The 14585-nt window shown below is 33.4% G+C and carries 10 protein-coding genes, 1 pseudogene and 1 CRISPR repeat array; of the genes and pseudogenes, 4 read left to right on the top strand and 7 right to left on the bottom strand.

Annotated elements, in window-relative coordinates; all coding sequences use genetic code 11:
* Positions 1-784 (bottom strand): annotated as a pseudogene (locus FWJ34_RS12530) (RNA-guided endonuclease InsQ/TnpB family protein); the annotation flags it as partial.
* Positions 785-967: 183 nt separating this feature from the next.
* Here FWJ34_RS12530 and FWJ34_RS12525 point away from each other — a divergent pair.
* The 3 genes from FWJ34_RS12525 (at position 968) to FWJ34_RS12515 (ending at position 3443) form a co-directional block, all read left to right on the top strand.
* Positions 968-1972 carry a DMT family transporter gene (locus tag FWJ34_RS12525; protein ID WP_308255659.1) on the top strand — a complete coding sequence of 335 codons (1005 nt, stop codon included), beginning with the start codon at positions 968-970 and terminating at the stop codon, positions 1970-1972.
* 79 nt (positions 1973-2051) lie between these two features.
* A complete protein-coding gene (gene grxC, locus FWJ34_RS12520; protein ID WP_308255658.1) occupies positions 2052-2360 on the top strand; it encodes a glutaredoxin 3 in 309 nt (102 codons plus the stop codon).
* Positions 2361-2483: 123 nt separating this feature from the next.
* Positions 2484-3443 (top strand): pentapeptide repeat-containing protein, encoded by a 960-nt coding sequence (locus tag FWJ34_RS12515; protein WP_308255657.1) that lies wholly within the window; start codon positions 2484-2486, stop codon positions 3441-3443.
* A 152-nt stretch (positions 3444-3595) separates the two neighbouring features.
* Here FWJ34_RS12515 and FWJ34_RS12510 read toward each other — a convergent pair whose 3' ends face one another.
* From FWJ34_RS12510 to FWJ34_RS12490, 5 genes are all read right to left on the bottom strand, one after another.
* Complete coding sequence (locus FWJ34_RS12510) at positions 3596-6547, bottom strand: glycosyltransferase (protein ID WP_308255656.1); 2952 nt, start codon at positions 6545-6547, stop codon at positions 3596-3598.
* Between the two features lie 270 nt (positions 6548-6817).
* Positions 6818-7468 carry a Uma2 family endonuclease gene (locus tag FWJ34_RS12505; protein ID WP_308255655.1) on the bottom strand — a complete coding sequence of 217 codons (651 nt, stop codon included), beginning with the start codon at positions 7466-7468 and terminating at the stop codon, positions 6818-6820.
* A 124-nt stretch (positions 7469-7592) separates the two neighbouring features.
* The gene (locus tag FWJ34_RS12500; protein WP_308255654.1) at positions 7593-8663 is read right to left on the bottom strand and encodes an FAD-dependent monooxygenase; all 1071 of its coding nucleotides are present in this window, start codon (positions 8661-8663) and stop codon (positions 7593-7595) included.
* Positions 8664-8766: 103 nt separating this feature from the next.
* On the bottom strand, positions 8767-9684 hold the full coding sequence (gene thrB, locus FWJ34_RS12495) for a homoserine kinase (RefSeq protein ID WP_308255653.1): 918 nt from the start codon (positions 9682-9684) through the stop codon (positions 8767-8769).
* A 120-nt stretch (positions 9685-9804) separates the two neighbouring features.
* Positions 9805-10815 carry an NAD(P)-dependent alcohol dehydrogenase gene (locus tag FWJ34_RS12490; protein WP_308255652.1) on the bottom strand — a complete coding sequence of 337 codons (1011 nt, stop codon included), beginning with the start codon at positions 10813-10815 and terminating at the stop codon, positions 9805-9807.
* A 217-nt stretch (positions 10816-11032) separates the two neighbouring features.
* Between FWJ34_RS12490 and FWJ34_RS12485 the strand changes: the two genes are divergently transcribed.
* Positions 11033-11557, top strand: a complete 525-nt coding sequence (locus FWJ34_RS12485) for a GNAT family N-acetyltransferase (RefSeq protein ID WP_308255651.1) — start codon at positions 11033-11035, stop codon at positions 11555-11557.
* Between the two features lie 138 nt (positions 11558-11695).
* Positions 11696-13832: a CRISPR direct-repeat array (repeat unit 36 nt; unit sequence GTTTCCATTAATTCTACTACCCCGAAGGATAGCGAT).
* Positions 13833-14014: 182 nt separating this feature from the next.
* Here FWJ34_RS12485 and cas2 read toward each other — a convergent pair.
* Positions 14015-14296, bottom strand: a complete 282-nt coding sequence (cas2, locus tag FWJ34_RS12480) for a CRISPR-associated endonuclease Cas2 (RefSeq protein WP_308255650.1) — start codon at positions 14294-14296, stop codon at positions 14015-14017.
* Positions 14297-14585 lie beyond the last annotated feature (289 nt).

The raw sequence follows: 14585 nt of genomic DNA, 5'->3' as shown, positions 1-14585 counted from the left end.
TGGCGAACTCTTCTCGTTGCCGACTTACTTTTAGATGTTTCCGAGCATATCGATTTTTAGCTTTTAAGTAGTTTTTTGAAACAGGTTTACCTTTCCTAAACTTCTTAGACTTATGGCGATTGAGTTTGTTTAATTGTTTTTCAGCTTTACGATAATGTTGTGGGATGTCAACCACATTTCCGTCACTATCAGCATAAAAATATTTTAAACCAACGTCAATACCGACACAATGTAAGGAAGGTTCATATTCTTTTGGTTTTATTGCCCTCACATCCTCTTTGATGTTGAACTGAACATAGTACCCGTCAGCACGTTTAACAATTCTTACTCTTTTAATCTGATCAATTTGGAAATAGTTTAAATCTCGACTACCTTTAAGTTTTAATTTACCTATTTCTTTTTTATCAGTGAAAGTGATAGACTTTCTGTCATCAGATAACTTCTAACCACTTGTCTTATATTCTACGCTTCTTTGATTTTTCTTAAATTTGGGATACCCTTTCTTTTTAACAGAAGGCTTTTTACAGTTGTCATAGAAACGAGAAATAGCAGACCAAGTTGGTTCTATAGAAGCCTGACAAGCACTTGAGTTTAAATCAGCTACAAAAGGAAACTCTTTACGCAACAAAGTAGAGTAGGCATATAATCCTTTTTGCCCTACCCCTTTATTATCCATCCAGAAACGAAGAGATTTATTGCGAATAAACTTCACTGTTCTAATCGCTTCTTCTATAGCTTGGTATTGAGTTGTTTTGCCGATTGCTTTAAACTCTAAAATAAACATTTTATGTTATTTATGCTGACGTAATTATCTTAACATGATAAAATTAAAAATGACAAATAATCTTAAATTAAATATTCACTGGACCCTCAAGGGTGTCGCATAGAGCATCCCAGGACTAAAGCCTCCGATGCTCTATGCGAAGTTATTGTAACAAATAGACTAACTTTTCAATATTAACCATTAATGCAGTTAAATTTTAAGTATAATTCATCTTTTTTCACTCCTGTTATTTTAATTGCGCCTTTTTTTCTTTGGGGTACGGCTATGGTGGCAATGAAAGGCGTTATTGATCAAACAACACCATTATTTATGGCAGGAATGAGAATATTTCCCGCTGGAATATTAGTGTTATTAGTAGCTATTTTTCTAGGTAAATATCAACCAATAACAATGATAGGATGGCTATGGATTGGCTTATTTTCCCTCGTAGATGGTTTAATGTTTCAAGGGTTTTTAGGTGAAGGTTTAGAGCGCACGGGAGCAGGTTTAGGCTCGGTTATGATTGATTCTCAGCCTTTAGCGGTAGCAATTTTATCTCGTTGGTTATTTAAAGAGATTATTGGTTTTTGGGGATGGTTAGGCTTATTTATCGGTATTATTGGCATTAGTTTAATTGGCTTACCTGATGAGTGGATTCTTAATTGGTGGCAAGGAAATTTTACTGGTTTAGAATTTAGTTGGCAGGGTTTATTTGATAATGGGCAATGGTTGATGTTATTAGCTTCTTTATCTATGGCTACTGGTACTGTTATAATACCTTATATCTCCCGTCATGTTGATCCTGTTGTGGCTACGGGATGGCATTTAATCATGGGAGGATTTGTTTTATTTATCCTCAGTTTTCAATTTGAAACTTCTCAATGGATTAATCTTGATTTGAGTGCATGGTTATCTATTGCTTATGCGACAATTTTTGGTAGTGCGATCGCCTACGGATTATTCTTTTTCTTAGCTTCTAAAGGAAACTTAACCAGTTTAAGTGCCTTAACTTTTTTAACTCCTGTATTTGCTTTAACTTTTGGTAATTTATTACTAGAAGAAAGACTTTCTGATCTACAATGGCAAGGAGTATGTTTAACTTTAGTTAGTATTTATTTAATCAATCAAAGAGAAAAAATAAATCAGTTTTTTAGGCAAGAAATTTTGACTTTTTGGGCTAAAATTAAAATAAAACCTATTGACAAATAAAGGTTAATCTGTTGGTTTTTAAAATAAAAACTAACTCATTATAAAATTTAACTTATTGAAAATATTATAAAAAATAAAAATGTTAAATATAATTAGTAGAATATTTGGACAAAAAATTGCCGATATAAACGCCACAGTTGAAATTTATACATGGCAAACTTGTCCTTACTGTATCAAAGCAAAATTTTTATTATGGCTTAAAGGATGTGATTTTCAAGAATATAAAATAGATGGTGATGAAGAAGCAAGAAAATTAATGGCACAAAGGGCAAACAATAGAAAAACAGTACCTCAAATATTTATTAATGATGAATATATCGGCGGCTGTGAGGATTTATATAAATTAGAGGAAGAAAAAAAATTAGATATTTTACTGAGTAATTTTTAGGAAAAATTGTGGGCGGTGCATTGCCCTAAGTTTAAGATAATGACTAACTTTTGGGAAAAAATAGCAGTTAAAGTTTAAAATAATCTCATTAAATTTTACTATTTTTAAAATAGTTTTTTAAGCATGAATGCTGATGAAATGCTCAGATTATATGATCATGGAGAAAGAGATTTTAGTCAAGTTGACTTATCGAGAGAAGATATAATTCAAGTAAACTTAACACAAATAGACTTCACAAGAGCAGACTTAAATTGGGCAAATTTGAGCAGTAGTGATTTTAGTGGTGCAAATTTTAGTCGAGCAGATTTAACTCATACTCGTATTATTAGTGCTAAATTAATTGGAGTTAACTTAATTCATACAGATCTCAGTTATACTGATTTAAGTTGGGCAAATTTGAATAGTGCTAATCTCCTTCATGCTGATTTAAGTCATGGAAATCTAAGCAAATCTTCTTTAACAAATACTAATTTTAGTTATGCTAATTTGCAAAATTGTAATTTAACAGGAGCGAATTTTACTGGTGCTAATTTTACTCGTGCAGATTTACGCGGTGCAGATTTAAGCGGTGTTATTCTCACAGGTGCAGATTTTACTCGTGCGGATTTATCTCAAGCTAATCTTCAAGGTTGTGATTTAACTGAAGCTAATTTAAACTGTGCCGATTTAACTAACTGTCAGTTGCGTAGTGCTGATTTAAGTGAAGCGATTTTACAAGGGGCTAATTTAGAAAAAGCTAACCTTCGGGGTGCGAATTTCACTGGAGCAATTTTACGCAATACTAATGTTAATCAAGTAAAATTATCAGAATTGAAGATCAAATTATCAAATAAAAATAAAATTATTTTTTGGGGTGCCGATCTTCGGGAAGCTAATTTGCAGAATAGTAATTTAAAAAATACCATTTTTTGTTATACTTTACTAGAAAAAACTAATTTAGTGGAAACTTGTTTACATCGTGGGAGTCTGATTGATGCTTACTTATTATCAGCAGATTTAAAAGGTGCTTCTTTGCGCAACAGTGTCTTAAATGGTGTTAATCTTAAAGGTACAACTATGCCGGATGGTTCGATACATCCCTAAAGAAGACTAAGGAGAGGAGGAGACAGGTTGACAGGTTGACTAGAGGAGTTACAGGCAAGATGCCTATTCCACAATTACTAATTACTAATTCCTCATTACTTGGGTGAAGCCTTTTCACCCCTACAAATTTCTAATTACTCATTCCTCATTATTTACGTTTTCCATAAATTTGCGTGTTGTTCATGACGATTATCATGGAAAATATCATAGTTAGGATTAAAATTATGATAGCCGAATTTTGACACAATTTGACGATGTAAAGTCTCACATTTTTCTCCTAATTTACGAGTATTCCATAACATTTTACTAGGGGAAAAAGTGGTTAAATCTTCTATCCAATCTAATTGACGATAGGCTAAAAATAATTGATCAATAGTCGGTTTTAGTTGTAATAATGGCGATGAAGGTTTAATTTCTGCTAACAATTGACTCAAATTATAAGCATATTCTAAATCACTGCTAATATGCTGACAATAAGACTTACGATAAGCTAATGTTTTAATTAAAAATTGTTCAATTTCCTCATGATTTTTATTGCCAAAAGCATATTTAACTCCTCCTAAAGTTCGATGTAAATACCATGCTCTAATATCTTCTATTTCTGCCATAGGACTTTGAGTTGTCCGTGCATCAGGATAATTCCAAAATAAGCCTAAAACTCGATTAATCATTTTACTTTTAATATGAGGTAAAATTCGGTTTTTAAATTCTGTATCTCCTGCACCACGATAGCTAGAATCATAATAACCAAATCTGTCATGAATGTTGCGACGATATAAACCACCTACTAAGGAAAGGTAGCAAGTATCAAGATAGACTAAATTTTGGTCATAATTACCCCTATTATAAAGCATAATATCATGAACATGATTACCTTGTAAATCTACTTCTGTCACTAAACTATGACTTATCACCCAATCAATCTCGGAATTTTCTTCTAATTCATGGGCTAAAATCTCTAAACATTCAGGTAAAATCGTCTCATCTACTCCTAAAAAAGTGATATAAGGCGATCGACACAGTAAAATACCTCTATTCCACGCATTTTGGATAGTTTCTCGGTTTTGAGAGCGTAAATATACAATAGGCAGATTTAATTCTAGTTGTAACTGTTTAAATACTTGATATTCTTCATCAGGTGAACCACTATCCACTAAAATTATTTCAACTAATCCTTTTTTGACTAAAGTTTGTTCTGCTAAAACTTTTAAAAATAACGGTAATTTTGGGGCAGCATTATATAAAGAAACTATCACCGATACTTGATAATTTTCTTTAGCTCTTCTTTCGTCTATAAATTCATATTCTTGAGGTAAATATTTAAGGTTATTTTGATAAGTTTCATTCAAAATATTGAAAGTTTTTTCTGTTTGTTGATTAATGTCTTTAAACATGGCTTCAACAACTTTTGCTTCCGGTTTAAAACCTTTTTCTGCTAAAGTTTTTAATACATAAGGTAATTCATTAAATTTATCCCTACCTAAAGCCCTCATACTTCTTAAATAATAGGTTGCTGCCACTAAATCATTATTACGCATTTGTTCTAAACGGGCAATTTCTCGCCATACTCTTACTCTATCAAGACGAAAAGCACTTTGTATTTTTCCTTTAATACCTTTTGCTTCTGCTTCAAAAGTTTCTGCTAAATTCCATACTTGTTGCAATTTTTTTTCTATTTCTAATTCCGTTTGTTCACTAAGGGTAAATACTTTATGATATTGAGAAGCAATAAAAGGGGATTTTATCAGTTGAGATGCTCGTGTATCTTCTGCATATCTAATTAGCTTACTTTTAGCTTTGCTAATGGGTGGTTTTATGGCTTTATTAATAATTTTACTGGGGATACTTTTAAGATAGTTTTTATTTTCAGATCTCGATCGCCAATAATTAATTAACTGTGAATACCATTGTTTTAATTCTGAAGATGTATTTTGATCATGGTTACTATTTGTTTGATAAATGCTCTTTAAATTGGGATCATTAGTATCAGTATTTATAGTTAGTAGAGCTTGATTTAATTGTTGTCGATAATCATAATAGTTTTCTAAAATATTCGTTAATTTAGGAAGACATTTATATGTATCATTAACATCAATTTTAATCCAAGGTAATTGAGGAAAATTATCTTCTAAAAATTGACAAACTCCTGCACCACTTCCGATAGCAGTAGGGCAACCTGAAAATAAAGATTCAAGAGCTAATAAATTAAGGGTATCATAACGGGAAGGAAGAAAAGTAAGAGCAGGTTGAGCAAAAAGTTGATCTAATTCTGTCCGGGATTTTGAGGGTTGAATATCAATATTAATTAATCGTTTATCAATCATCGATTGCAGTAAAACTTTTGAAGAATCACCAAATTCACTATAACTATGAGGACCAATTATACTAGCTTGATGATAATTATTAGGAGATAACCACCAAACTAAGTCAATAAAAATATCAGCACCTTTTCTTTTTTCAGTTCTACCAATAAAATATAAATTAGGTTTATTTTGACTATTATTTAATGGTTGAGATTTTGGTAAATCAATAAAATGTAAAGGATTAAAATATTGAGTTTCTAAATTTACTAAATTTTGCCATTCTTGAAGATAACTTTTACTGATACCGTAGCGAATATCAGCCGTTTTAAATTGCATCTTTTCTTCTATATCTAAAGGAATATTAACTTCTGTTGAGCCAAACCAATCTAACTGTAAAGTTGTAGATATTTTACCGTGCATAGAAAGAGCAACTTTATCACATTTTACCCCGTGATATTCTAACGCCGGACGTAAAAAGAGAGTATATTGTTCATAATCAGGAGCATCAACTATATCAAAGCTATAGCCAGTAACGGAATTAGCGATATTACTCGCAAGGGTAAAAGAACGATAAGACCAACGAGGGGGATTTACGTTAATATAATTATTTAAATCATGGATTTGATAAATTGGCTTATAAGCAATACCATGAGCGTTATTAGGGCGAATATTATTATTGTTTTCTTTTTCTAAGAGATAATAAAATTGTATTTGAGGGTTTTTTTCAATAATTTGACGATAAAAAGTTTGTCCTCCACCTATTTTTAAAAATAAGTCGAAATCAGCAATTAATACTTTCATAATTTTTGCAATAATGCGATAAGATTAGCGATAAATTAATAATTCATGATGTTACTAGGTTTCAGGTTTAAGGTCAATTTTTCTTTATTTTCATCAATTAACCGACTTATTCATTGATTATTATTTACAGTACTTTTTCAATAAACCACGGCGAGAATTGTGAGCGGTGCATCGCCCTACATAATAAAATCAATAAATTTATGAAAAAATATATTTAATTGGTTTGTAGTAACGGATTTATCCCTTATTTTCCTAATTTTGGTAATAAGTCTATTGTTGATTTGATTGTTGTAATAGTTGACGCAAACGCTGAATTTCTAATTGTGCTTCATCAGCTCGTTGTTTTTCTCTTTCAGCTTGTTGTTTAAATTCGATGGTGGTTAAAAATGGGCTACCATCAGGGTAATAAATTTTTAAGGTTTCGGGTGTCATCATAAAACGAATCCCCAATCTAGGGCTGATATAATCTGTCATGTCTTCAATCACCGTTAAATTGCCCTCTTGTCGCTGTAACCCTGTTAATTCGTTGGCATCAGGATCATAAATATAATACTCATTTACTCCATAGCGATCATAAAATTGCTGTTTTTTGATCATTTCTTTGAGAGTATTACCCGGAGATAGAATTTCAAACACTACTTGAGGGGTAATATTTTCTTCAAGCCATTGACGATAAGAGCCACGATCGCCTTTTGTCCGTCCAAAAACTACAAAAACATCAGGGGCTACTCGAATATCTGCCCTTCCTTCTACGGGATACCATAATAAATCTCCAGCGACAAATACTTGAGGATTTTGGGCAAATAAACATTCTAAGTTTTCTTTGAGTAATACTATCCAACGAAACTGTTTGGTGTTTTCTGCCATAGGTTGCCCGTCACTATCAGGATAAATAATTTCACGGTTAAGAGAAAGAGTCATGATTGAAAATAATTTTTCAAATTACAATATTAATTAACATCATAGCTTACTTAATTATGAGCAAAGCCTATTCACCATTCCCTCGACTTCTGCAAGAAATCTTTTGATGATTCGTAGTTTATAGTTAACGACGACCAACTTTTTGACTAATTTCTCGACTAGTACGTTGATATTCGTGAACTATAGGTAATCTTTCTGCTTGAAAATTAGCTAGAGCGTCTGTAATATTGTCACTAGAGGTGAGATGTCGAGATAAAGATAAACCGTCTTCCCAACCTGAAGTCATACCCCTTGCTCGTGTTGAGCTTTTGGCATGGGCAGCGTCACCGATTAAAATTATACGCCCTTGATAAAGTTTTGGCAGAGGATCAATGTCATAAGAATAACGACAAACAATGTTTTCTAAAGGGGTTGACTCAATTATGTTTCGGGCATCTTCGGGCAATTTCGCTAATTCTTGAGAAGGAATAGTGATATTCTCAGGTTGTAGTTTTCCTTTTTGGGTATCTGATTGAGTTGTTTCTAAAAAGAAGCCCCAATGAGTACGAGAGTCACCAATATGAAAGAAGTTAGCATAAATTCCTCTTCCGCGCACATAAACGAAAAAGTTTCCTTCAGGGCAAAAGCTATTATCTGTAACGACTCCTCGCCATACTAAATCCCCTAAGTAATATAATTCGACATCAGGAACTACAAATTGACGAACTTTAGAAACTATACCATCAGCACCAACTAAAAGATCTCCTTCCCACTTACTTCCGTCTTTAAACTGTGCGATAACGCTATTTTCAGTTTGGATTATAGATGCTAATTCTGTACTAAAATGAATTGTGTCAGGAGGTAATGGGGCTAAGAGTGCTTCTAAAATAGCTTTACGATGTACTAGCATTCCGGGTAATTCGTTTTCTTCATAGGTGACTGATTCTGAATTGACAACACCTCCACGAAGGTTACGAAACTCGAATAGTTTCACTTTATCTCCTGAGTTAATAATTTTTTCGGTTATTTGCGGATTTCCTTGATGAAGTGCTTTCATCCCTGCTTGAACAATCAGAATACCACATCCATCGGTACGAGGTACAGGGGATTTTTCAAATAAGTCAACTTTAAAACCTTGTTGAATTAACAAATTAGCAAGATATACTCCTGAAGTTCCTGCTCCCACAATTCCGATTCTGCTATTAGTTGAAACCATCTGTACTTATAGTTAATAATCAATAGTTAATAATTGTGGAATAGACATCTTGCCTGTTATTAAGTCACTATCTATTCCGCCATTGTGCAATTCCGTCTAATAATTATTTTTCCTTTAGAATAGCCCCTTGAATATCTAAATCTAAACTCTTAACATCAGCTTTTATACCTAAATTTTCCCATGTTTTCTTCATGGCTATAATAACATCATTAGCGTAGATACTGGAACTTAAAGCTAGTAAAGTCGGACCTGCTCCACTAATAACCATACCATAACCATTAGCCTTAATAACGGCTTGATAAACTTGATCATAACCGGTAATTAAACTTTTACGGTAAGGTTGATGTAATTTATCTTTTAAGGCTTCTTTTAGCCAGTCTTCATTCCCAGTTTCTAAACCTTTAATTAATAATCCTAAATGAGCAATATTAAAAATAGCTTCGTGATAACTTAATTCTTTCGGTAATACAGAACGGGCTGCTTCCGTTGATAGTTCAAAATCAGGTATTGCTACAATAATTTTAATATCTTGGTGACAATTAATCGGGACAAAATGCCATTTATTATCTTCCCCTACTGATAACATACAATTACCTAAAAATGCCGGTACAACATTATCTGGATGTCCTTCAATGGCGATCGCCAAATTAATTAATTCTGGTGAGGGTAATTTTTGAGGAGAAAAATAATTAGCAGCTAATAATCCGGCAATAATGGCTGTAGCGGAACTACCTAAACCTCGAGCTAAAGGTACATTAATACTAATCTTGATGTCCATAGAAGGAGGAGTTAAGCCCAGATGTTGATAAAAGTGCAAAAAAGATTGATAGAGCAAGTTATCATCACTCAAACTAATTTTATCTGCACCATCACCAACCACGGTAAAAGTAGTTTTGTCATTACTTAAACTAAATTCAAACTGATTATAAAGAGTTAACGCCATACCAATACAATCAAAACCAGAACCTAAATTAGCGGTAGTTGCTGGTACTTGAATCACGATAGAATTAGATTGACTCATGATAATTTATCTTTGAAGAACCTTAATTTAATAACGATTTGGTGCATAGAGTTTATAAATACGGAAGTTTTTGCTATATTTTGCTATCTCTCTGTGATCTTGAAGAAAGAAAACAACTAATCAATCTTGATCAAGAATGATACGATAACGGGCTTTTCCTGATTTTAGATGTGCCATTGCTTGATTAACCTGACTTATAGGAAAATGTTCGGTTACAGGTTTAATATTATGTAGTTGGCAAAATTCTAGCATCTGAGCAATGATTGCCGGACTTCCCACTGGTGAACCTGATAAAGATTTCTGCCCTAAAATCATCGGCATAACATTAAGATTCACTGGCTCAATTACAGCACCTAATACATGAAGACGACCTTGTGGTTTTAAGGTTTCTAAATAACTATTCCAATCAAGTTTGACATTAACTGTGGACAAAATTAGATCAAAACGTCCTTTAGCAGATGAGAGATTTTCTGGATCTCTGGAATTAAGAGTATCATGGGCACCCAATTTTAAGACTTCTTCTTTTTTCGATTCGCTAGAAGTAAATGCTGTGACTCGACACCCCCAGGCCCGTAAAAACTGTAAAGCCATGTGACCTAAACCACCAATACCAATCACTCCCACACTAGCAGTTGGTAAAATATTAAACTGGATTAAGGGATTAAACACTGTAATACCACCACATAATAATGGTCCGGCTGTGGTGGCATCAATATTATCAGGTAATTTGATTACACTAGGCACTTTTGCTCTCACAATATCCGCAAAACCTCCATGTCTGCCTACTATTGTTCCTACAGCACTGTCACACATATTATGATAGCCCCTTAAGCATTGGTGACAAGTTAAACAGTAACCTGAATGCCATCCTAAACCAACATAATCACCTATTTTCAGATTAGTTACATCTTTGCCGATGGCTTTAACTGTTCCAATCACTTCATGCCCTGGTACAAAGGGATATTGTGTTACACCCCAAGCATTTTCTAACATACTTAAATCACTATGGCAAATACCACAATGTTTAACAGCAATATCAACTTCATAAGCACCAATTTCTCCTAATTCATACTGAAAAGGTTTCAAACTTCCATCTACTTCCCTAGCGGCATAAGCATTAACAGTAGTCATATTTTTTTGATTTGATTAAGTTATCTTCGTTGAATTGATTAAATTTTCAATGATTCAAGATGATTTTAAACACAAAAGCACTTAAAATCAACTAAGGATCAATTAATTTACTGATAACCGTCAATATGTTATTATTTTTTAGTGCTTAAACAGAAGGCTTATGCTAACTCGTTCAAACATAAAATAAACTACTTGTAAATCAGTTAGCCATATAGGCATGGTTTGGTTGCAGAAATTGTTTACAAAAACAGATAATAAAAATAACGTCTCTGACAAAATCTATGACAGAGATTGGCTTACCCTTGACCCAAAAATCTTCGGCTCTAGTAAGATATTCTTTAGTAGCAATGAAGATATTGATTTATATGAGCTAGAGGAATTGTGTGACTCCGTTGGCTGGGCTAGACGCCCTTTGCGTAAAGTGAGGAAAGCCTTAGAAAATAGCTATCTAGTGGCATCAGCATGGGAAGTAAAAGGAGCAAAAACTACAATGATCGGATTTGCTCGTGCTACATCTGATCAAGCTTTTAACGCCACTATTTGGGATGTGGTAATACATCCTCGTTTTCAAAATAAAGGTTTAGGCAAAACATTTATGAAATATTTGATCAAAAAATTACGCAGTGATGATATTAGTAATGTTACTTTATTTGCCGATCCTCATGTAGTCGATTTTTATCGTCGTTTAGGTTTTGTATTAGATCCAGAAGGGATTAAAGGTATGTTTTTGTATCCTGATTGAAATTGTATTACATAAAATTTGTTTTAAACCCTAAACCTTGTCCTGACATTAAGGATTCGGAGATCAAGGGGCAACTACCCCGAAGGATAGCGGTGTTATCAAACAAGTTCATTTCTCAAGATTTAGAGTACCAATTACGTTTCCATTAATTCTACTACCCCGAAGGATAGCGATTCGTTACTTCAAATTAGCTTTAACCGCTTATCTTGACGTTTCCATTAATTCTACTACCCCGAAGGATAGCGATGATAAAAAATCTAATAATTAGTATTTCTCCTAGAAAAGGAAAGTCATTGTTTCCATTAATTCTACTACCCCGAAGGATAGCGATCTGAGAATATTCTCAGCAGTTAAAAACTATAATCAACTGTTTCCATTAATTCTACTACCCCGAAGGATAGCGATATAGTTCTTTTAGTGTATTTAAAAAATCTGCTAATAGTTTTGTTTCCATTAATTCTACTACCCCGAAGGATAGCGATTCTATACCAGAAGAAGCTCAATATGACTATTTATGCAAAGTTGGCTTTAAGTTTCCATTAATTCTACTACCCCGAAGGATAGCGATATTATTGTATTTACCTATGTGCTTATATCACTTTATAGTGTTTCCATTAATTCTACTACCCCGAAGGATAGCGATTGATACTAACGGTTATACTGCCGATGTTACCGTAATGGGTAGAAGTTTCCATTAATTCTACTACCCCGAAGGATAGCGATTTACGGAAAATCAAATTTAAACTTATACGGACTGTTCAATAACCCTGTTTCCATTAATTCTACTACCCCGAAGGATAGCGATTTCTCCATCTAATCCTATTTCCGATAAATTAATATGTCCACGTTTCCATTAATTCTACTACCCCGAAGGATAGCGATCTAATCAATTTAGTTCCCTTAGCAGAATCAAAAGATTTGTTTCCATTAATTCTACTACCCCGAAGGATAGCGATATCATTAGGAATCATTATATCAACTGAAATCTCCATAATTGTTTCCATTAATTCTACTACCCCGAAGGATAGCGATCGTTCTCTCTTATTGGGGAGAGATTTATGATCAAAATCAGTTTCCATTAATTCTACTACCCCGAAGGATAGCGATACGAAAATAACAAAATTTGGTTTGATAGTAGCTGGACTGCTTAGTTTCCATTAATTCTACTACCCCGAAGGATAGCGATCGATTTTCTCGAGTTCGGCAACAAAAGATTGTGTCACTTGTTTCCATTAATTCTACTACCCCGAAGGATAGCGATTATCAGTTGTTAACACCAAAGCAAAACCATCACTTACAATTAGTTTCCATTAATTCTACTACCCCGAAGGATAGCGATTCAAACTATGATGAAAAACGCTAATAGCTTACCAATAGTTAAAGAGGAGGTTTCCATTAATTCTACTACCCCGAAGGATAGCGATTTCTTTGTATATTTCTAAAACCTCTTGATATTTTTCTTCGTTTCCATTAATTCTACTACCCCGAAGGATAGCGATAACTACAAGTTTCAAACTTATCATTATAATGAGTTTTAGTTTCCATTAATTCTACTACCCCGAAGGATAGCGATATTTTTTGAATATTTTAGACTTTGAGCATAAAAGAATCATTAAGTTTCCATTAATTCTACTACCCCGAAGGATAGCGATAATAGCCGCCTCTGGTATGACGGAAGTTGGGTAGCTTATGATAGTTTCCATTAATTCTACTACCCCGAAGGATAGCGATTTTAATTTCCCCAACTATTGCTTCAGTTTTTTTCTGTTTAGAAGAGTTTCCATTAATTCTACTACCCCGAAGGATAGCGATAAAAGCTAAAGATTTAATGTGTAATGATAAATTAATAAAATAGTTTCCATTAATTCTACTACCCCGAAGGAAAGCGATAAAAGCTAAAGATTTACAGTGTAATGATAAATTAATAAAATAGTTTCCATTAATTCTACTACCCCGAAGGATAGCGATGAATCGAACCTAATTTGTTTAACCATAAGTAGCAAGTTTCCATTAATTCTACTACCCCGAAGGATAGCGATAATATATTGTGTATAAAGACACGAGAAACGAGTATAGTTTCCATTAATTCTACTACCCCGAAGGATAGCGATTTCAAGTAATTGAATACTATACTGACGGCAAATATGATCTACAAATAGTTTCCATTAATTCTACTACCCCGAAGGATAGCGATCACACAAGGGTACGTTTGGTATCAAAAAAAAGTAATTGATCTCATGTTTCCATTAATTCTACTACCCCGAAGGATAGCGATTCCCCCTATTTTAACCCTTTACCCTGTCTGATGTCTAGGGGAGGGTTGCGACCTTCAGCTCAATTTTTTCAAGATTGCTCTTTATTTATTTTATTATACATACCTAAAAGCCTTGACTAGTCTCTTATCGACCCATCCAACGCATTTACTGCATTTGAGGTAATTTCCGTTTTGTGTCGCAGTTAGATAATGGTGGATTTTGGCGGTTTTGTGAGTTGCGAACCTTGTCCCCAAATTTCTACTTGTTTAAGGGTATGATCAGAAATGGGGTAAAATCTCAAGTTGTCTTCTTCTTCTTTAAAGACTTTTTTTAATCTGGTTTTCAATTCTTTATATTGCTTAAGATTCAAGACACACTCAAAGACGCTATACTGTACCCTTGAGCCATATCCTTCTAAGACATCGGAAATTTTTTTGTGCCGTTTATCATCAGGTATATCATAAGCTACGAGATAAAACAACATTAATACAATAGTAATTACAGAGGATTATATAAGGGATAATATTATTTATTTTTTGTAATATTTAATTAAGATGAAAACTATTACTATGAAAATAGACGATCGCGTTAATGAACAATTTATGATTTTGTTAAGAAGTTTTTCAGTATCTGTTCTATGGGATTGCTTCGTTACCTCGCAATGACTGTAATTCAACTTAGATCTTGCATCTTTATCATCAATTCTCGATGAGGATAGGAAAAAGGGAAGAGGGAAGAGGGAAAAGTAATCAGAATTGATTTTTCCCGTTTTG

This window comes from Geminocystis sp. GBBB08 (genome assembly GCF_016743215.1).
In the GTDB taxonomy this organism is placed as follows: Bacteria; Cyanobacteriota; Cyanobacteriia; order Cyanobacteriales; family Cyanobacteriaceae; genus Geminocystis.
Note: the sequence above shows the minus strand (reverse complement) of the source record. Positions and strands in the feature narration are given on the sequence as shown.